The sequence below is a fragment of the Amycolatopsis vancoresmycina genome, from assembly GCF_000716785.1.
GTDB lineage: Bacteria > Actinomycetota > Actinomycetes > Mycobacteriales > Pseudonocardiaceae > Amycolatopsis > Amycolatopsis vancoresmycina.
On the sequence record NZ_JNYY01000026.1, the window covers coordinates 37722 to 57915 of the forward strand.

The window sequence follows — 20194 nt, forward strand, 5'->3', positions numbered from 1 at the left end:
GGTCCTTCCGCTTCTTCCGGTCAGTCCGCGAGCGCCAGCAGGTCCTCTTCCACGATCGGCTCCGCCGCCGGCCGCTTCCGGGCCACCAGGCCGCTCGCCGCGATCAGCAGGCCCAGCACCGCGATCCCGGTGACCACGCTCAGCGCCGGCGTCAGCCCGGTCAGCAGCGCGGCCGGAGACGCCTCGCGGCCGCCGTTCGCGGTCAGGACCGCCGTCACCACCGCCAGGCCGATCGCGCCGCCCACCTGCAGGGACGTGTTCAGCAGGCCGCCGGCCAGGCCCTGCTCGTCGTCCGGGATCCCGGCCGTGGCCTGGATGTTCAGTGACGAGAACGCCAGCGTGAAGCCGATCCCCAGCAGGATCATGCTCGGCAGCACGCTGCCCGCGTAGCCCGAGTGCTCGTCGATGCGCAGGAACAGCGCGTAGCCGATGACGTGCGCCACCACGCCCGCGAAGATCGTGCGGGGTGTGCCGACCCGGTCGATCAGCGGCTCGATGCGCGGGGACCCGAAGGCCACGATCAGCGCCGCCGGCAGGAAGCCCAGCGCCGTCTGCAACGCCGACCAGCCGAGGACTCGCTGCAGGTAGAGCATCACCACGAACTGGAAGCCGATGTACGCGCCGAAGAACAGCGCGCCGCCGAGGTTGGCGCGGGCCAGCGGGCCCGAGCGCAGGATGCCCAGGCGCAGCAGCGGGTGGCGGCTGCGCTTCTCGATGACCACGAACGTCACCAGCAGCGCGAGCGCGACGGCGAACGTGATCAGCGTGCGCGGGGCCGCCCAGCCGATCTCCGGCGCCTCCACCACGCCGAACACCAGCAGCAGCGAGCCGGCCGCGCCGGTGATGGCGCCCGGGAAGTCGTAGCCGCCACCCTGCTCGGCGCGGTACGACGGGATCAGCTTCCACGCGGCGGCCAGCGCCACCAGTGCGATCGGCGCGGGCAGCAGGAACGTCCAGCGCCAGCCGACCTCGGTCAGCAGGCCGGAGAACACGAGACCGGCGGAGTAGCCGCTGGCGCCGAACACGGCGAAGATGCTGATCGCCTTGTTGCGGGCCGGGCCCTCCTGGAACGTCGTGGTGATGATGGACAGCGCGGCCGGCGCCGTGAACGCAGCGGCCAGGCCCTTGACGAACCGGCTCGCGATGAGCAGCGCGCCGTCGTCGACGAGCCCGCCGAGCAGCGAGGCCAGCGCGAAGACCGCGACGGCGACGAGGAACACGCGGCGGCGGCCGAGCAGGTCGGCGGTGCGGCCGCCGAGCAGCAGCAGCCCGCCGTAACCGAGCACGTAGCCGCTGACGACCCACTGCAGCGCGTTGGTGGACAGGCCGAGGTCGGCCTGGATGGCCGGGAGCGCGACCCCGACCATCGACACGTCGAGCGCGTCGAGGCCGATGACGATCGAGACGGTGAGCAGGACACCCCAGAGACGTGCGTCCCACCGCGTTGAAGTGGTGGACAAGGACACCGAAGAGCTCATGGCGGCGACATTACATGCACGCGCATCTAATGTCCAAGCATTTAATGTGTTTGCATCTGATGCCCGCGCATGCTAAGTTGGTCGCCGTGAGCGACGTCGCCGAGCAGGAACTGGTCCAGGAGTGGCACGAGCTGCTGGCCCGCTACTCGGCCGTGTTCAGCACCATGGAGTGCCGCCTGCAGGAGCGCCACGGCATCGGCGCGAACGAGTTCGAGGCCCTCGAGCGCCTCGCGACGTGCGACTTCAAGTGCCGCTCGGCCGACCTCACCGGCGCGATCCACCTCAGCCAGAGCGCCACGTCCCGCCTGGTCGCCCGCCTGGAGAAGGAGGGCCTGGTCGAGCGCGCGCTGTGCGAAGTGGACCGGCGCGGCATCTTCGTCACGATCACCGACGCCGGCCGCGAGAAGTACCTCGCGGCGAAGCAGACGCACCGCGAGGTGCTGCAGGAAACGCTGCGCTAGCCGACCGGCCCTTCGACGGCCTTCACCGGCATCTGCTGCTGCCCGCCACCGGCCGTGGTCACGCTCAACGTCAGCTGGTCACCCGGGTGGTGGGTGTCCATCACGTTCGTCAGCGTCGTCGCCGAGTCCACCGGCCGGCCGTCGATCGCCGTGATGACGTCCCCGGCCGCCAGGCCCGCCTTCTGCGCCGGGCCGCGCTGGACCACCTCGCGGACCCGCGCGCCGCCCTGGCCGTCCGAGACCGAGACGCCGATGAACGCCGTCTTGCCGATGTGGATCTTGTCCGACGCCGTCCCCGCGACGATCTTGTGCGCGATGTCGACGGCCTGGTTGATCGGGATGGCGAAGCCCTGCCCGGTGCCGCCGCTGCGGCGGCCGTTCAGCTGGTAGCCGGTGGACGCCGCGGTGTCGACGCCGATGACCTGGGCGTCCGCGTTGACCAGCGGGCCGCCGGAGTCGCCCGACTCGATGTTCGCCCGGACCTGGATCAGGCCGGTGAGCTGCTCGGACGACCCGCTGGACTCGTCGGAGGCGGTGATCGACTGGTCCAGCGCCGTCACCGTGCCCGGCGCGGCCACCGGGTCGCCGCCGCGGCCACCGGCGTTGCCGAGCCCGAGGATCTGGTCGCCGACCGCGACCTTCGACGAGTCGCCGATGGTCGCGGTGGGCAGCCCGGACGCGCCCCGCAGCTGGATGACGGCGACGTCTTCGGTGCGGTCGTAGCCGAGCACGTCCGCCTGGTAGGTGTCCCCGGTGCCGATGCTGGTCACCTTGATGCTGGTCGCGCCGGCGACGACGTGGTTGTTGGTGAGCACCTCGCCGTCGGCGGTGAGCACGATGCCGGTGCCGGCCGCGGCCGCGCCCTGCAGCCCCAGCTCGGTGTTGATGTTCACGATGGCCGGGTTGACCTTCGCCGACACGGCGTCGACGTCGAGCACCGTCTTGGCCGCACTGGGCTGGCCGGAGAAGCCGAAGTTCTGGTTGCCGCCCGCGGTGGGCGCGTTCGCCCCCGAGATCAGGTGCCCGATCCCGAGCCCGGCGACCACGGCCAGCGCGATCGCCACGACCGCCACGGTCAGCGCGCGGAACGGGTGCCGCCGGCGCGGCGGGGGCTGGTAGGCGGGCGGCGGGTAGGCGTAGCCCGGCTGGGTGTAGGGCTGCTGCGGGTACGGGCGTCCCCACTGGTCACGGGGCTGGTCGTACGGCGGCTGGGCGTAGTACCCCGGCTCCTGCGGGTAGCCGTTCCGGCCGTAGTAATCGGACGAGTACCCGCCCTGGCCGTAGCCGTACGGGTACTCGCCGCCGCCTTGCGGTCCTCGGTCGTACTCGCTCATGCACAGCTCCAGCTCTCGACAAGCCTCCGGCCCCTCCAGGAAACGCCTCGATCCTGAGAATTTCCTGGTGGGGTTCCGTGGAGTTGCTGTGGATGTACCCGTTCGAGCCCCGCGCGCGACCGGACGTGACCGGCGTTACGCCCGGTTCACCGCCGGATCCGCTCCATGCCGGGGTCGACCAGCGGCTCGGCGGCCACCGTGGCCGCGACCCGGCGCCCGAAGTACTCGATCTCCACGCTGCTGCCGATCTCCGCCGACGCCGGGAGCCACGCGTAGGCGATCGGCCGCCCGACGGTGTACCCGTACGCAGCGCTCGTGACGTACCCCGAGGGCACGCCGTCGACGAACACCGGTTCCTTGCCCAGCACGACCGTGCGGCCGTCGTCGATCGTCAGGCACCGCAGCCGCCGCGACGCCGTTTCCTCGCTGCGCCCTTCGATGGCCTCCCGGCCCAGGAACGCACCCTTCGCGGGCCGGACCGCGAACGCCAGCCCGGCCTGGTACGGGTCGTGCTCGGTGGTCATGTCGGTGCCCCACAGCCGGTAGCCCTTCTCCAGCCGCAGGCTGTTGAACGCCGCCCGCCCGGCCGCGATGACACCGAGGGGCTGCCCGGCCGCCCACAGCGCGTCCCACAGCCGGAGGCCGTTGTCCGCGCTCGTGTAGATCTCCCAGCCGAGTTCGCCCACATAGGACAGTCGCATCGCGACCACCGGGACCCCGGCGATCCGCGCCTTGCGCGCCCGGAAGTACTTCAGCCCGGTGTGCGAAAAGTCCTCCTGGGACAGCGGCTGCACGAGGTCGCGCGCGAGCGGGCCCCACACGCCGATGCAGCACGTGCCACCGGTGATGTCCCGGACCCGCACCCCGGCCGGCGCGTGCTTGACGAAGTGGTCGACGTCGATGTTCCCGTTGATCCCGACCTGGAACACCTCCGGCTCGAGCCGCGCGACCGTGACGTCGCTCCGCACGCCGCCCACGGCGTCCAGCATCAGCGTGTACGTCACCGAACCCACCGACTTGTCCAGCTGGTTGGTGGTCAGCGACTGCAGCAACTCCAGCGCACCCGGCCCGCCGATCTCCACGCGCTTCAACGGTGTCATGTCGTACAACGCGACGCCGTTGCGCGTCTGCCACGCTTCGGCCGCGGCGATCGGCGAGTGGAACTGCGCCGACCACGAGTCCCGCGCGGGCGGCAGGGCGTCGTGCGGCAGCTTCTTCAGCAGCGGCGCGTTGGCCTCGAACCAGTGCGGCCGCTCCCAGCCGCCCGCCTCCAGGAACACCGCGCCCAGCTCACGCTGCCGTGCGTGGAACGGCGTCACCCGCAGGTCGCGCGGCGAAAGCTTGGGCTGCAGCGGGTGCAGGATGTCGTAGACCTCGACGAAGTTCTGCTGTGCGGTCTCGCTCACGTACGACGGCGCGAGCTGGACCTCCTCGAACCGGTGGACGTCGATGTCGTGGGTGTCCACTTCGGAATGCCCGGCGACGAGGAGTTCGGCGACGGCCTTGGCGATGCCCGCGGAGTGCGTCACCCAGATCGCCTCGGCCAGCCAGAACCCGCGGACGTCGGCCGACTCGCCGACCAGCGACTGGCCGTCCGGGGTGAAGGAGAAGATGCCGTTGAAGCCCTCTTCGACCTTGGTCCCGCCCAGCGCGGGCAGCAACAGCTTGCTCTCCTCCCACGACGGCGCGAAGTCGTCCTCGGTGAAGGGCAGCATGGACGGCATGGCCGTCTCGGTCACCGTAGGATCCAAAGTGGACTCTTCGACCGGCATCGGGCGGTGGGCGTAGGAGCCGATGCCGAGCCGGTCGACGTGCTCGCGGAAGTACAGGTCCTGGTCCTGGTGGCGCAGGATCGGCAGGCTCGCCTCGACCGCTTCGGTGTTGCGCCCGACCAGTTCGTCGACCCGCCCGGTCTTGACGTACTGGTGGGCCAGCGGCAGCAGCGGCACGTCCATGCCCACCATGGCACCGATCTCCCGGCCCCAGAACCCCGCGCACGAGACGACGACGTCGGCCGGGAAGTCGCCCTGGCCGGTCCGGACGCCGGTGACGCGCCCGCCCTCCTGAAGGACGTCGGTGACCTTTGTGGACCCGAGGAACCGGGCGCCGCGCGAAGTCGCGCGCGAGGCGAGGACCTCGACGGCTTTCGCGGCTCGCGCGAGGCCGTCGGACGGGACGTGCAGCGCGCCGAAGATCCGGGAGCCGTCGAGGAGCGGCCAGCGGCGGACGCACTCATCGGCGTCGATGAGCGAACCCGGCACGCCCCACGACGTCGCCCAGCCGTGCTTGCGCTTGAGGTCCTCCCAGCGGGCCGGGGTGGTGGCCACCTCCATGCCGCCGACCTGGAGGAAGCAGTCCAGCTCCAGCAGCTTCGAAACGGTGTACTTCGCGAAGTCCGTCATCGCCTTGGACGCGTTGGTCTGGAACACCAGCCCGGGCGCGTGCGAGGTGGACCCGCCGGTGCGCGGCAGCGGGCCCCGGTCGAGCACGGTGACGTCGGTCCAGCCGCGGGCGGTCAGCTCGTCGGCGAGGTTCGCGCCGACGATGCCGGCGCCGATGATCACGACCTTCGGTGCACTCATGGCGGAACTCCTTCTACCGGAACACAACAGTGCTGTTGCCGTTGAGCAGGACGCGGCGCTCGCAGTGCCACCGCACCGCGCGGGAGAGGGCGAGGGCTTCGGCGTCGCGGCCGACGGTCACGAGCTCGCGTGGCGAGTACGTGTGGTCGACGCGCTGGACCTCCTGCTCGATGATCGGGCCCTCGTCGAGGTCGGGCGTGACGTAGTGCGCGGTCGCGCCGACGTACTTGACGCCGCGGTCGTAGGCCTGGTGGTAGGGCTTGGCGCCCTTGAACCCGGGCAGGAACGAGTGGTGGATGTTGATCGCACGGCCTTCGAGCTTCTGGCACAGCTCGTTCGACAGCACCTGCATGTACCGGGCCAGCACGACCAGGTCGGCTTCGTACTCCCCGACCAGGTCGAGGAGCCGTTGCTCGGCCTCCGGCTTGGTGTCCGGGGTGACCGGGACGTGCACGAACGGCACTCCGGCCGCCTCGGCCATCGGCCGCAGGTCCTCGTGGTTGGACACGACGACGGCGATCTCCGCGCCGAGGCCGCCGGCCCGCCAGCGGAAGAGCAGGTCGTTGAGGCAGTGCCCGAACTTCGAGACCAGCACCAGGATCCGCGGCGGGGTTCCGTCGGAGAACCCGAACTCCATGCCGAAGTCCACGGCCACCGGCGCGAACGCGTGGGTGAGGTCGTCCACAGTGGTCTCTTCGGTGCAGGTGAACGACGTGCGCAGGAACAGCGACCCGCGGACGTCGTCGTCGAACTGCTGGTGCTCGACGATGTCGCAGCCCTGCCCGACGAGGAACGTCGTGACGGCGTGCACGATGCCCGCGCGTTCCGGGCACTTGAGCGTCAGGGTGAAGGTCACGGCACGTACTCCAGGCTCGCATCGGCCAGCCACGCCCCGAAGTAGTCCGAAAAGGACTGTCGCACGAGGATCGTGTAACCCTCGTCCCGGACCATCAGCACGATCCCGGTGCGGGCGAACAAGGTCTGCACGCACGTGCCCGGGGGCGACACCTCCAGGTCGATCGAGCACCCGTGCGCCAGCACGTCGGTCGCGTGCTCGCCGGTCAGCCGCACGACGTTGCGCTGCGCCGAGACGTCCACCACGGCGTCGCTCTCCCGGGCGAGGGCCGCTTCCAGCTCGGCTTGGCGGCCGGGTCCGGCGAGCACGAGGTACTCGTCGGGGCCCATCCAGAGGACGTCGACGCCGTTGCCGCTGGTGAAGGTGCACGGGGCGGGCAGGGGGACGCCGAGGAGCGACTCGCCCTCGCGGAGGCGGACGGTGAGCTGGGTGCGGACCTTCTCTTCGGCGATGTCAACCGTCACGGCGGGCTCCTTCCTTGTCGAAGAGGACGGATTCGGTCACGGTCACCGGCACCACGTCGTCGCCGACCGGCACGTACAGCGTTTCGCCGATCCGCTCGCGGCCCGAGCGCACCAGGGCGAGGGCGAAGGTGCGGCCGAGGGCGGCGCTGTCGTAGCTGGAGGTGACGTGGCCGAGCATCCGCACCGGCGGCTCCGGCACGGTCTCGGATTCGATGATCTGCGCGCCCTCCGGCAGCAGCACCGACGGATCGACCGGCAGCAGGCCGACGAATTGCTTGCGGTCCGGCCGGTTGTTCTCGGCGCGGGCGAAGGACCGCTTGCCGATGAAGTCGGCCTTCTTCTTCGACACCGCCCACCCCATGCCGAGGTCCTGCGGGGTGACCGTGCCGTCGGTGTCCTGCCCGATGATCGGGTAGCCCTTCTCGGCGCGCAGGACGTGCATGGTCTCGGTGCCGTACGGCGTGGCCCCTTGGTCCACTATGGACTGCCAGAGCGCGGGCCCGTGCCACGACGGGACGTTGATCTCGTACGCCAGCTCACCGGAGAAGCTGATCCGGCAGACGCGCGCGGCGAGCCCGGCGACCTCGGCGTCCTGCCAGGTCATGAACCCGAAGGCGTCGTTCGAGACGTCGAGGTCCGGCGCCAACCGGCCGAGTACCTCCCGCGAACGCGGCCCGACCAGCGGGATCGTGGTCCAGTGCTCGGTGACCGAGGTCGCGTAGACCCGCCGGTGCGGCCACTCCGTCTGCAGCCACTCCTCCATCCACTCGAGGATCTTCGCCGCGTTGCCGGTCGTCGTGGTGACCAGGAACCGCTCCTCGCCGACGCGGATCACCGTGCCGTCGTCGAGCACCATGCCGTCGACGCCGCACATCACGCCGTAGCGGATGCGCCCGACGCGGAGGTTGCTCATCATGTTCGTGTAGAGCATGTCGAGGAACCAGCCGGCGTCCGGTCCCTGGACGTCGATCTTGCCCAACGTGGACCCGTCCATCACGGCGACGTCGTTGCGGGCCGCGCGGCACTCGCGCCGGACGGCGTCGTGCATCGACTCGCCGGGCCGCGGGTAGTACCACGGCCGTTTCCACTGGCCGACGTTCTCGAATTCGGCGCCGTGCTCGACGTGCCACGGGTGGATCGTGGTGACGCGCACAGGATCGTGCAGGTCACCGCGGTTCCGCCCGGCCAGCGCGGCGAAGGACACCGGCGTGTAGGGCGGCCGGAACGTCGTCGGCCGCCGGTCGGCGAGGTCGACGCCGAGGGCCTCGGCGGTGATGCCGGCGGCGAGCATGCCGGACGTCTTGCCCTGGTCGTGCGCGGTGCCGATCGTCGTGTAGCGCTTGACGTGCTCCAGTGACACCAGCCCGGCACCGGTCGCACGCAGTACGTCGGACACCGTGGCGTCCCGCTGCTGGTCGACGAACCGGGTGTCCACTTCGGACTCCGGTGCGGGCACCTGCCAGAGCACCTTCGTCTCCGGCAAGCCCTCGCCGGCCGCCGCACCCACGACGCTCACGTTCGGGAGCGAGCCGGCCGGGACGTACGCGCCCAGCCGGGGCTCGTAGCGCAAGGTGCCGCGCGCCTGGCTGTAGAGGTGCACCGCCGGGTTCCAGCCGCCGGACACGAGCAGCAGGTCACAGGGCACCCGCTCCCCCTGCAGTTCCCCCAGTTTCGCCACGTGGGCGGCGGTGACGTGGGAGTCGCCGTCGGTGCCGACGACCCCGTCCCCCGCACGCGCATCGACGATCCGCACGATCTCGGCCCCGGCCGCCGCCAGGTCGGACGCGGCTTCGTAAGCGGAGTCGTTGGTGGTGAACACGACCACGCGCTGCCCGGCGAGCACGCCGTACCGGTTCAAGTACGTGCGGGCGGCCGAAGCCAGCATGATGCCGGGGCGGTCGTTGTCCGGGAACACGATCGGCCGTTCGTGCGCGCCGGTGGCCAGCACGATCTTCCGGGCCCGGATCCGCCACACCCGCTGCCGCGAGATCCGCTCGGGCGCGTTGGGTTCACCCCGGCGTTCCAGGGCCAGCACGAACCCGTCGTCGTAGATGCCGAACGCCGTGGTGCGCGAAAGGAACCGCACTCCTTCGGGCGCCTCGCCGCCGGGCTGGTCGTCGACGAGCAGCACCCGGCCTTCCGCCGCAGCCGCGGCGGCGCGTCCCGCGGGTCCGGCGCCGATGACCAGGACGTCGCAGTGGGCGTGCTTGGCGTCGTACCGCGCCGGGTCCGGTTCGGCGGCGAGCCGTCCCTGGCCGCGCAGGCCACGGGCCTCCAGGCCGTCGTACAGCTCGACGGTGGTGGCCGACAGCATCGGCTCGGGGAACGGCTTTTCGAGCTGCACCAGGGCGTTCGAGTCCTCGACACCCGCGCCGACGATACCGCGCGGCCGCCCGTACTTGATGCTGGTCGCGACCTGGTGGATGCCGTTGGCCAGCAACGCGGACGCCAGGGTGTCACCGAGGTAACCGGTCAGCTCGCGGCCGTCGAAGGTGAACTTGAGGGGGACGCCGGACAGTCGGGTCACGAGATCACCGGCCTGGGCTCGTCGAGGCGGTAGACCGCCAGCAGGTCGTGGGTACGGGTGTCGCGGACGGCGTTGAACCACCGGCGGCAGCCCGCGGAGTGGCTCCAGCGCTCGGAAAACGGCCCGCTCGGGTTGTCCCGGAAGAAGACGAACTTCGCCCATTCCTCATCGGACAGTTCCGCCGGATTCGCCGGGTAGGCGATGTGCGCCTGGCCGCCGTAGTGGAACTCGGCTTCCTCGCGTGGCCCGCACCAGGGGCAGGGAATCAGTTGCATGGCAGAACTCCTAGTGCGCGACGGCGGCAGCGCCGTGCTCGTCGACGAGGGCACCGGTGGTGAACCGGTCCAAAGTGAACGGTTCGGCGTATTCGTGGGGCTTCCCGCGGGCGATGGTCGCCGCGAAGACGTCCCCGACACCGGGGGTCGCCTTGAACCCGCCGGTCCCCCAGCCGCAGTTGAGGAACAGGTTCTCCACCGGGGTCAGGCCGATGATCGGCGAGGCGTCCGGGCTGGTGTCGACGATCCCGGCCCAGGTCCGCAGCAGGTGCGCCCGCGCGAACACCGGGAACAGCTCCAGCGCGGCCGCCATCTGCTGCTCGATGATGTGGAACGAACCGCGCTGGCCGTAGCCGTTGTAGCTGTCGATGCCCGCGCCCATCACGAGTTCGCCCTTGTGCGCCTGGGAAACGTAGACGTGCACGGCGTTCGACATGACGACCGTCGGGTGGATCGGCTCCAGCAGCTCGGACACCAGCGCCTGCAGCGGGTGCGACGTCAGCGGCAGGTCGAGCCCGACCATGCGGGCCAGCACCGACGTGTGCCCAGCCGCGCACAGCGCCACCTTGTTCGCGGCGATCCGGCCCCTGCCGGTGTCCACCCCGGTGACCCGCCCACCGGCCGTCGTGATGCCGGTGACCTCGCAGTTCTGGATCAGGTCCACGCCCATCGCGTGCGCGGCGCGGGCGAAACCCCAAGCCACGTAGTCGTGCTTGGCGATGCCCGCGCGCGGCTGGAAGGTCGCGCCGAGCACCGGGTAGCGGACGTCCGGCGAGGTGTTGACGATCGGGCAGATCTCCTTGACACGATCGGCGTCCACCCACTCGGCGTCGATGCCGTTGAGCTTGTTGGCCTCGACGCGGCGGACGCTGTCGCGGACGTCCTGCAGGCTGTGCGCCAGGTTGAGCACCCCGCGCTGGCTGAACAGGATCGGGTAGCCGAGGTCCTCTTCGAGCCCTTCCCACAGCTTGAGGGAGTGCTCGTAGATGCCGGAACTCTCGTCCCACAGGTAGTTGGAGCGGATGATCGTGGTGTTGCGGGCCATGTTGCCGCCGGCGAGCCAGCCCTTCTCCAGCACGGCGACGTTCGTGATGCCCTGCTTGGCCAGGTAGTACGCGGTGGCCAGGCCGTGCCCGCCGCCGCCCACGACGACCACGTCGTAACTCTTGCGAGGCTCGGGGTTGTCCCAGAGGAAGTCCGGGTGCTCCGGCAGATCGGTCATCGAGCGTCCTCCGAGGACTGGTCGACTTCTGATATATCAATCGTCGATGTAGGCTAAGCGCCATGCACCCGCAGGTCAATCCCCCGTCGCTGGCCGAACAGGCGTACCTGTTCGTCCGTGATCGCCTGGTCATGCTCGACATCCCGCCGGGCTCGCCCATCAACGAGGAGGAGCTCGGCACCGCGCTCGGCATGGGCCGGACGCCGATCCGAGAGGCGCTCAAGCGGCTGGAGTCCGAACGGCTCGTCGTCGCCTACCCGCGGCGGGGGACGTTCGCCACCGACGTCAACATCTCCGACCTCGCGCACATCTCCGAGGTCCGGCGCACCCTCGAACCGATGGCGACGGCCGCCGCGGCCGCGCGGGCCACGGACGCCGACCGGGCCACCCTGACCGAGCTGCGCGCGCAGCTCGACGCCGACGTCGCCGGCGGGGACAACGCCGAGCTGCTGCGCACCGACCTCGCCCTGCACCGGGCGATCTACCGGTGCGTGCACAACCCGTTCCTCGAGGACACGCTGATCCGGTACGACAACCTGGCGACGCGGATCTGGTGCGTGTTCGTGCCCCGGCTGTCCGGGATGGCCGGCCACGTCCACGAGCACGTCCCGCTCCTCACCGCGATCATCGAGGGCGACGGCGAGAAGGCCGCCGCGTTGACGCACGCGCACGTCACCGGGTTCGAGGCCGCCATCCGCGCGTTGATCTGAGCGCAGGTTCTCGTGAGTGTTTAGGAGGGTTCTAACCCTCCTAAACACTCACGACAGGCGGGCCCGCACCCAGTCGTGGAAGGCGCCGATGTGGTGCTCGCTGGGCACGAGCACGCCGCCGTTGGCGTACGAACGCGAGTCCATCGCGAGCTGGCAGCGTTCACAGGCTTCGAAGTCCTGCAGGTTGACGCGGTGGAAGAGCTCGACCGAGCGGCTCAGGTCCGTGCCGGATTCGACGACTTCGGGCAGGTACAGCCAGTCGCAGCGGACCAGCGTCCGGTCCGGGGCCAGCGGGAACATCCGGTGCAGGATCACGTGGTCGGGGACGAGGTTGACGAAGACGCCCGGTTTGATGGTGATCGCGTAGTACTTGCGGTCCTGGGCTTCGGTGACCCCGGGGAGGCGGTCGACGCCTTCGCTGCCGTCGACGGTGAAGCCCTTGATGTCACCGCCGAACTCGGCGCCGTGGCCGACGTAGTACTGCGCGGCGTACCCGTCGGCGAACTCCGGGAGCACCTCGGTGAGCTCCGGATGGATCGTCGCGCAGTGGTAGCACTCCATGAAGTTTTCGATGATCTGCTTCCAGTTGGCTTTCACGTCGTACTCGATGCGTTTGCCGAGCGCCAGGCCGTCGATGCCGTAGGCGTCGATCTCGGCCGGCCCGCCGAGCCGCTCGGTGACGGCCCCGATCACGGTGTCTTCGAAGGACGGCGGCTCGCCGGCCAGGCAGACCCAGGCGTAGCCGAGCCATTCGCGCAGGTGCAGCCGGGTGAGGCCGAACTCGGTGCGGTCGACGTCCGGCATCCCGGTGAGGTTCGGCGCGGCGATCAGCTTGCCGTCGAGGCCGTACGTCCAGGCGTGGTACGGGCACTGGAAGGCCCGCTTGACGGTGCCGCTCTCGGCGGTGCACAGCCGGGCGCCGCGGTGGCGGCAGACGTTGAGGAACGCGTTGAGCCGCCCGTCCCGGCCCCGGGAGACGAGCACGCTCTCCCGGCCGATCTGCACGGTCTCGAACGACCCGGGCCCGGCGAGGTCGGCGCTGCGCACAGCGCAGAACCAGTCCGCTTCGAAGATCTTCGCCTGCTCCAGCGCGAAGATCGCCGGATCGGTGTAGGCGGGGCCGGGCAGGGTGGCGAGCAGGCTCGGCGGGAGATCGAGTGCGGTCACCGGCGTGGTCCTCTCCGCGGATCAGTTCGGGAGTTGCGCAGAACGCGTCTTGTTGCCCAATCCGCACCAGAGTGACTGCCGCCCGGGACCTGTGTCAACAAGTTCGCGCCGGCGGTCCCTCGATCGCCCGCCGGAACAGCGTTTCGATCTCCGCACGGGCCGGGCGGGGATCGGCCAGGGCCGCCTGCATCAGCAGGCCGCAGAACAACCCCGCCAGCAGCCGCCCGGTGAGCGGGTCGGTGCGGGAGCCGAAGAACGCGATGAGCGCTTCGTCCCAGGCCGCGCTCGCCTTCCGCAGCGCGGGCCGGTGCAGGGCCGCGACGTACAGGTCGTACTCGACGACGGTGTCCCGGTACTGCTCGTTGATGTAACCCATCACCAGTTCGGCCAGCGCGGCGGCGAAGTCGGCGTCCGGCGGGAGCGCGGACTCCCATTCCTTCAGCGCGTGGACGTTATTCTCGGCCGCCTCGTGCAGTGCGACCTCGAGGAGGTCGTCCAGGGTGGCGAAGTGGTAGGTCGTCGAGCCGAGCGGGACGCCGGCCGCGGCCGCCACCGAGCGGTGGGTGACGCCGTCGATCCCCCGCTGCGCGACCACCTCGATCGCCGCCTTGGCGATCCGCGCCCGCCGCTCGGGGTCGTTCGGACCGCGGCGCCGCGTTGCGCCGGGTTCGCTCTTCACCATCGAGCCCCCTTGTGGACATCTGTACACACTTCGCGTACAAATGTACGCACTCTAGCCGCCCAGCAGCCACTACCGCTCCGGGAAGGGCCGCATGTTCGATGTGCTGAACCCCGCGACCGGCGAGGTCATCGCGACCGTCGCCGAGGCGAGCCGCGCGGAGGTCGATGCCGCGGTCGGAGCCGCCCGGCGGGCGTTCGACGACGGTCCGTGGCGACGTACCACCGCCGGTGAACGCGGCGCGCTGCTGCGCCGGACCGCCGATCTCCTGGTCCGCGACCGCGAGGAACTGGCTCGCATCGAGAGCCTGGACACCGGCAAGACCCTCGGCGAAGGCCGGATCGACATAGACGACGTGACGAACGTCTTCCGCTACTACGCCGACCTCGCCGACAAGGACGCCGGACGCCTGGTCGACGCGGGCAGCGCCACCGTGGTCAGCCGGATCGTGCACGAACCGGTCGGCGTCTGTGCGCTCATCGCCCCCTGGAACTACCCGCTGCTCCAGATGTCCTGGAAGGTCGCGCCGGCACTGGCCGCGGGCAACACGATGGTCCTCAAGCCCAGCGAGGTCACCCCGCTGACCACGATGAAGCTGGTCGAGCTGCTCGAAGAGGCGGGCGTGCCGGACGGCGTCGTCACCCTGCTGCTCGGCGACGGCCGCGTCGGCGCGGCAATGGTCGAGCACCCGGCCGTCGACCTGGTCTCCTTCACCGGCGGCTACTCGACCGGCGAGAAGATCATGACGGCCGCCGCGAAGGGCGTCCGCCGGGTCGCCCTCGAGCTCGGCGGCAAGAACCCGAACGTCGTCTTCGACGACGCCGACTACGACACCGCGCTCGACTACGCCCTGATGGCCGCCTTCGTCCACTCCGGACAGGTCTGTTCGGCGGGCGCGCGGCTGATCGTCCAGGAGGGAATCCACGACCGGTTCGTCGCGGACCTCGCCGCGCGCGCCGACCGCATCCGCGTCGGCGACCCCCTCGATCCCGCCACCGAAACCGGCGCGCTCGTCTCGGCGCAGCACCGCGCCAAGGTCGAGGACTACATCGAAAGCGCTCTCAAGGAGGGCGCGACGCTGCGGGCGGGCGGCAAGCGACCCGAAGGACCGGCGTACGAAAGCGGTTTCTTCCTGCGCCCCACCGTGTTCTCCGACTGCACCCGGGACATGACGATCGTCCGGGAAGAGGTCTTCGGCCCGGTCGTCACCGTGGAACGCTTCACCGACGAGGCCGACGCGATCGCGCTGGCCAACGACACCGAGTACGGGCTCGCCGGGGCCGTGTGGACGTCGGACGCGTCCCGCGCCCAGCGGGTCGCCGGGGCCCTGCGCCACGGCACCGTGTGGATCAACGACTACCACCCCTACCTGCCGCAGGCGGAGTGGGGTGGTTTCGGCAGATCGGGCATCGGCCGCGAACTCGGGCCGTCCGGGCTGGCCGAATACCAGGAGAGCAAGCACATCTACCAGAACATCGATCCCGTTCCGCAGCACTGGTTCAAAGGCTAGCCACTCCCTCCCCCACCACGTGAGGACGTTGCCATGACCACTCAGGAAATACCGGCGGGCGGGGGGCCTGCTGCCGACGACAGCTCCGAACTCGAGAAGTTCGGCTACCGCCAGGAACTCGAGCGCTCCCTCGGGTCGTTCTCCAGCTTCGCCGCCGGGTTCAGCTACATCTCCATCCTGACCGGCGTGTTCCAGCTCTTCTTCTTCGGCTTCGGGTCGGGGGGCCCGGCCTTCATCTGGACGTGGCCGCTGGTCTTCCTCGGCCAGTTCGCCGTCGCCCTCTGCTTCGCCGAACTGGCGGGGCAGTACCCGCTCGCCGGCTCGGTGTACCAGTGGGCCAAGCAGATCGCGAAACCGGCGACGTCGTGGCTGGCCGGCTGGATCATGATCATCGGCGCGATCGTCACGGCGGCGGCCGTCGCGGTGGCCTACCAGATCATCCTGCCCCAGGTGTCGACCGCGTTCCAGATCGTCGGCAGCGACGACGACGCCGGCCTGACCTCGACCCCGGGCGGCGCGCAGAACGCCATCATCCTGGCCCTGGTGCTGGTCGTGTTCGCCACGATCGTCAACATCATCGGCGTCCGGCTGATGGCGAAGATCAACAACTTCGGCGTCGCGGTGGAGCTGGGCGCGAGCATCCTGCTGGTGATCGCGCTGGCCATCCACATCAAGCGCGGCCCCGGCCTGGTGTTCGACACCGCGGGCACGGGCGAGGGCCAGTCACTCGGGTACCTCGGGGCGTTCCTGGTGGCGTCGCTGATGAGCGCGTACGTCTTCTACGGCTTCGACACCGCGGGTTCGCTGGCCGAGGAAACCACCCAGCCGCGGCGGCACGCGCCCCGCGCGATCCTGCGGGCGATCACCGCGGCGTTCGTCGTGGGCGGGCTGATCATGCTGTTCGGCATGATGGCCGTCGGCGACCTGAGCGCCAAGGAACTCAGCACGTCCGGCATGCCGTACCTGCTGAAGAGCACGCTCGGCGAGGGGCTCGGCGACGCGTTCCTGATCTGCTCGGCGATCGCGATCACCGTCTGCTGCCTCGCCGTGCAGACCGCGGCGATCCGGATGACCTGGGCGATGGCCCGCGACGGCCGCCTGCCGTTCAGCCGCGCGATGGCGAAGGTGTCGCCGCGGTCGAAGACCCCGGTGCTGCCCGCGCTGCTCACCGGCGGCCTCACCGTCGTCGTGCTGCTGATCAACCTCGGCAACCAGCGGGCGTTCTTCATCCTGACCTCGACGGCGATCATCCTGTTCTACATCCCCTACCTGATGGTCACCGGCCCGATGCTGGTGCGCCGCCTGCGCGGGAGCTGGCCCCGGCCCGAGCACGGGCCGTACTTCAAGCTGGGCCGCTGGGGCACCCTGGTGAACCTGGTCGCGGTGGTCTACGGCGCCGGCATGACGATCAACCTGATCTGGCCGCGCGCCGAGGTCTACGGCAACGACCACTGGTACTTCCAGTGGGGCGCGGTGATCGTCACCGCGCTGATCGTGATCATCGGTGCGATCATGCTCTACGTCCGGCGGCGCACCTGGGGTTCGGCCCACACCAGCCCCGAGCACATGCCCGACGCGGCCCCGGATTCCCTGCCCGGCTAGGAGGACGCATGAGTTCCGATACCTACGACTTCGTCATCGTCGGCGGTGGCTCGGCGGGCTGCGCGCTGGCGAACCGGCTCTCGGCCGACCCGGCGAACAAGGTCCTCGTCCTGGAGGCGGGCCGCTCGGACTACAAGTGGGACGTCTTCATCCACATGCCGGCCGCGCTGACCTTCCCGATCGGGTCGAAGTTCTACGACTGGGGCTACCGCAGCGAGCCCGAGCCGTACATGAACCGGCGTCGCATCTACCACGCGCGCGGCAAGGTGCTCGGCGGGTCGTCCAGCATCAACGGGATGATCTTCCAGCGCGGCAACCCGATGGACTACGAGCGCTGGGCGAGCGATCCCGGGATGTCCACTTGGGACTACGCGCACTGCCTGCCGTACTTCAACCGCATGGAGAACTGCCTCGCGGACCCACCGGACGGTCAGTGGCGCGGCCACGACGGGCCGCTCGAACTGGAACGCGGCCCGGCGTCGAACCCGTTGTTCGGGGCCTTCTTCGACGCCGCCGAACAGGCGGGCTACCCGCGCACCGACGACGTCAACGGCTACCGGCAGGAAGGCTTCGCGGCCTTCGACCGGAACGTCCGAAAAGGACGGCGGTTGTCAGCGGCGGGCGCGTATCTGCACCCGGTGATGGACCGGCCCAACCTGACGGTGAAGACGCACGCGTTCGTGTCGCAGATCCTCTTCGACGGCACCCGCGCGGTCGGCGTCGAGTACGCGCAGGGCCGCGGCGTGCCGGGTGAGGTGTACGGCAAGGAGATCATCCTCTGCGGCGGCGCGATCAACAGCCCGCAGCTGCTGCAGCTGTCCGGCGTCGGGAACGCGGCGGAACTGGAGAAGCTCGGCATCGACGTCGTCAAGGACCTGCCGGGCGTCGGCGAGAACCTGCAGGACCACCTGGAGGTGTACATCCAGTACGCCTGCAAGCAACCGGTGTCGATGCAGCCGTCGCTGGCGAAGTGGAAGCGGCCCTACATCGGCGCGCAGTGGCTGTTCCTGCGGTCCGGGCCGGCCGCCACCAACCACTTCGAGGGCGGCGGGTTCGTCCGGTCCAACGACGAGGTGAAGTACCCGAACCTGATGTTCCACTTCCTGCCGGTGGCGATCCGCTACGACGGCTCGGCGCCCACGGAGGGGCACGGCTACCAGGTGCACGTCGGCCCGATGTACGCCGACACGCGCGGCTCGGTGAAGATCACCTCCACCGACCCGCGGCAGCACCCGGCGATCAAGTTCAACTACCTGTCCACCGAAACCGACCGTCGCGAATGGGTGGAAGCGGTGCGGGTGGCGCGGAAGATCCTCAACCAGTCCGCATTGGACCCCTACAACGGCGGGGAGATCTCGCCGGGACCGTCCGTGGAGACCGACGAAGAGATCCTCGACTGGGTCGCCAAGGACGCCGAGACGGCGCTGCACCCGTCGTGCACGACCAAGATGGGCGTCGACGACATGGCGGTCGTCGACCCGCAGAGCATGCGGGTGCACGGCACCGAGGGCCTGCGCGTGGTCGACGCGTCGGTGATGCCCTACATCACCAACGGCAACATCTACGCGCCGGTGATGATGACCGCCGAGAAGGCCGCCGACCTGATCCTCGGCAACACCCCGCTCGCCCCGATCAAGACCCCGTTCTACCGGCACGGGGAGAACTGACCCGGACGCCGTCGCGCCCGTGCCGCCATCCCCGGTACGGGCGCTTCGGCGTGCCCGGGATACCCGTTACCGGGTAACGGAAACTACCGAAGCGTATCCCCTTGACGCGGCTCACCGCCGGACTCAGACTTGTTGCGTATCGCAGTCGATGTTCCCCAATGCGCAACTTTACCCGGAGGCGTCATGATTCGCGCGTGCACGGTGGACGAGCTGCCCCCCGGTGAGTCCGTCCGGCTGCCCGGGCCGCCCGCGATCGCGGTGTTCCGCACCGAGGACGGCGAGCTGTACGCCATCGGCGACACGTGCACCCACCAGGACGCCTCCCTGGCCGACGGCTGGCTCGAAGGTTGCTTCGTCGAGTGCCCGCTGCACGCGGCGCTGTTCGACCTGCGCACGGGCATGCCGACCTGCCTGCCGGCGAAGGACCCGGTGCGCACGTACGCCGTGGTCGTCGACGGAGGGGTCATCTACGTCCAGGACGCGGCGGACGAGGACGCCGCGTGAAGCGCGTCGCGGTCGTCGGCGCGTCGCTCGCCGGGGTCCGCGCGGCGCAGGAGCTGCGCGCGCAGGGGTACGACGGCGGCATCGTGCTGATCGGCGCGGAGGCGCACCTGCCCTACGACCGGCCGCCGCTGTCCAAGGGCTTCCTCGCCGGGACGGCGTCGCGCGAGTCGCTGGACCTGCTCGACACCGGTGACCTGGCGTCCCTGGCCCTCGATTTCCGGCTCGGGGTGGCGGCCACGGCCCTGGACCCGGCCGAGCGGCGCGTGCGGCTGTCGGACGGCACATCGGTGCACGCGGACGGCGTGGTGATCGCCACCGGCGGCCGCGCGCGGACGCTGCCGGGCTTCGAGGGCGCTCACGTGTTGCGGACGGTCGACGACGCTCTTGCGTTGCGCGCTGCTTTGGTCCCCGGGGTCCGCGTGGCCGTCGTCGGGGCCGGGTTCATCGGGGCCGAGGTGGCTTCGACCTGCCGTTCGCTGGGTCTCGACGTGGTCGTCCTGGAGGCGTTGGACGCACCTTTGGCGCCGGTGCTGGGCCCCTCGCTGGCCGCGGTTTGCGCCCGGCTGCACCTCGACCACGGCACGGACCTGCGCTGCGGCGTCCAGGTGACGGGCATTTCCCCGGCGGGCGTCTCGCTGGCGTCCGGTTCGGTGGTCCCGGCCGACGTGGTCGTGACGGGTGTCGGGATGACGCCGTCGACGGAGTGGCTGGCGGGGTCCGGTTTGAGGGTCGGCAACGGCGTGCACACGGACGAGGGTCTGGTCACCGAGCTGCCGTCGGTGGTCGCGGTGGGCGACGTGGCCCGCTACGGCGGACGGCGGCACGAGCACTGGACGAACGCGTCGGAGCAGGCCCCGGTCGCGGTGGCCAACCTGCTGGCCGGGCACACCGCACGGACGTACACGCCGAGCGGATACGTGTGGTCGGACCAGTATTCGGGCACGTTGCAGCTGGCCGGCCACCCCCGCCCGGACGACACAGTGTCGTTCGTCGACGGCGACCCATCGGCGGCCTCGTTCGTGGCGACGTTCTCACGGGACGGCGTCACGGTGGGGGTGTTCGCGTGGAACAACGCCAAGCTGTTCAACCGCCTCCGCCGCCAGGCCCTGCGCCGCCCGGAGTCTCAACCGGCGGTTCAAGGATAAGCTTCAGGGGC

At 70.2% G+C, this 20194-nt stretch carries 16 protein-coding genes and 1 pseudogene; 7 read left to right on the forward strand and 10 right to left on the reverse strand.

What is annotated here, in order from left to right:
- Positions 1–20: 20 nt before the first annotated feature.
- Positions 21–1478: an MFS transporter gene (locus tag OO60_RS39265; RefSeq protein WP_004560539.1), complete on the reverse strand. Its 1458-nt coding sequence runs from the start codon at positions 1476–1478 to the stop codon at positions 21–23.
- 86 nt (positions 1479–1564) lie between these two features.
- Between OO60_RS39265 and OO60_RS39270 the strand changes: the two genes are divergently transcribed.
- Entirely contained in the window at positions 1565–1939 is a 375-nt protein-coding gene (locus tag OO60_RS39270; RefSeq protein WP_004560540.1) for a MarR family winged helix-turn-helix transcriptional regulator, read from the forward strand.
- On the opposite strand, the gene OO60_RS39275 is transcribed toward OO60_RS39270, so the two are convergent.
- The 7 genes from OO60_RS39275 to OO60_RS39305 form a co-directional block, all read right to left on the reverse strand.
- On the reverse strand, positions 1936–3273 hold the full coding sequence (locus OO60_RS39275; RefSeq protein WP_004560541.1) for a S1C family serine protease: 1338 nt from the start codon (positions 3271–3273) through the stop codon (positions 1936–1938). The genes OO60_RS39270 and OO60_RS39275 overlap by 4 nt on opposite strands.
- 146 nt (positions 3274–3419) lie before the next feature.
- Positions 3420–5855 carry a GcvT family protein gene (locus OO60_RS39280; protein ID WP_004560542.1) on the reverse strand — a complete coding sequence of 812 codons (2436 nt, stop codon included), beginning with the start codon at positions 5853–5855 and terminating at the stop codon, positions 3420–3422.
- 13 nt (positions 5856–5868) lie between these two features.
- Entirely contained in the window at positions 5869–6711 is an 843-nt protein-coding gene (gene purU, locus OO60_RS39285) for a formyltetrahydrofolate deformylase (RefSeq protein ID WP_004560543.1), read from the reverse strand.
- Entirely contained in the window at positions 6708–7175 is a 468-nt protein-coding gene (locus OO60_RS39290) for a sarcosine oxidase subunit gamma (protein ID WP_004560544.1), read from the reverse strand. The genes purU and OO60_RS39290 overlap by 4 nt, the downstream gene beginning before the upstream one ends.
- Positions 7165–9702 carry a 2Fe-2S iron-sulfur cluster-binding protein gene (locus OO60_RS39295; RefSeq protein ID WP_004560545.1) on the reverse strand — a complete coding sequence of 846 codons (2538 nt, stop codon included), beginning with the start codon at positions 9700–9702 and terminating at the stop codon, positions 7165–7167. The genes OO60_RS39290 and OO60_RS39295 overlap by 11 nt, the downstream gene beginning before the upstream one ends.
- On the reverse strand, positions 9699–9977 hold the full coding sequence (locus OO60_RS39300) for a sarcosine oxidase subunit delta (protein ID WP_004560546.1): 279 nt from the start codon (positions 9975–9977) through the stop codon (positions 9699–9701). Before OO60_RS39300 ends, OO60_RS39295 begins: the two co-directional genes overlap by 4 nt.
- Before the next feature lie 10 nt (positions 9978–9987).
- On the reverse strand, positions 9988–11199 hold the full coding sequence (locus OO60_RS39305) for a sarcosine oxidase subunit beta family protein (RefSeq protein WP_004560547.1): 1212 nt from the start codon (positions 11197–11199) through the stop codon (positions 9988–9990).
- A 62-nt stretch (positions 11200–11261) separates the two neighbouring features.
- Between OO60_RS39305 and OO60_RS39310 the strand changes: the two genes are divergently transcribed.
- Positions 11262–11909, forward strand: coding sequence for a GntR family transcriptional regulator (locus OO60_RS39310; RefSeq protein WP_004560548.1), 648 nt, complete (start codon positions 11262–11264; stop codon positions 11907–11909).
- Positions 11910–11957: 48 nt separating this feature from the next.
- On the opposite strand, the gene OO60_RS39315 is transcribed toward OO60_RS39310, so the two are convergent.
- Together OO60_RS39315 and OO60_RS39320 are read right to left on the reverse strand one after the other, a co-directional pair.
- Complete coding sequence (locus tag OO60_RS39315) at positions 11958–13076, reverse strand: aromatic ring-hydroxylating oxygenase subunit alpha (RefSeq protein ID WP_004560549.1); 1119 nt, start codon at positions 13074–13076, stop codon at positions 11958–11960.
- A gap of 94 nt (positions 13077–13170) precedes the next feature.
- On the reverse strand, positions 13171–13758 hold the full coding sequence (locus tag OO60_RS39320) for a TetR/AcrR family transcriptional regulator (protein ID WP_004560550.1): 588 nt from the start codon (positions 13756–13758) through the stop codon (positions 13171–13173).
- An 85-nt stretch (positions 13759–13843) separates the two neighbouring features.
- On the opposite strand from OO60_RS39320, the pseudogene OO60_RS39325 reads away from it, so the two are divergent.
- The 5 genes and pseudogenes from OO60_RS39325 to OO60_RS39345 form a co-directional block, all read left to right on the forward strand.
- Positions 13844–15265: pseudogene (locus OO60_RS39325) on the forward strand (aldehyde dehydrogenase family protein); the annotation flags it as partial.
- A gap of 33 nt (positions 15266–15298) precedes the next feature.
- A complete protein-coding gene (locus OO60_RS39330) occupies positions 15299–16867 on the forward strand; it encodes an amino acid permease (protein ID WP_004560552.1) in 1569 nt (522 codons plus the stop codon).
- An 8-nt stretch (positions 16868–16875) separates the two neighbouring features.
- The gene (gene betA / locus OO60_RS39335; protein ID WP_004560553.1) at positions 16876–18534 is read left to right on the forward strand and encodes a choline dehydrogenase; all 1659 of its coding nucleotides are present in this window, start codon (positions 16876–16878) and stop codon (positions 18532–18534) included.
- A gap of 183 nt (positions 18535–18717) precedes the next feature.
- Entirely contained in the window at positions 18718–19038 is a 321-nt protein-coding gene (locus tag OO60_RS39340; protein WP_004560554.1) for a bifunctional 3-phenylpropionate/cinnamic acid dioxygenase ferredoxin subunit, read from the forward strand.
- Positions 19035–20183, forward strand: a complete 1149-nt coding sequence (locus OO60_RS39345; protein ID WP_004560555.1) for an NAD(P)/FAD-dependent oxidoreductase — start codon at positions 19035–19037, stop codon at positions 20181–20183. The genes OO60_RS39340 and OO60_RS39345 overlap by 4 nt, the downstream gene beginning before the upstream one ends.
- The last annotated feature ends 11 nt before the right edge of the window (positions 20184–20194 follow it).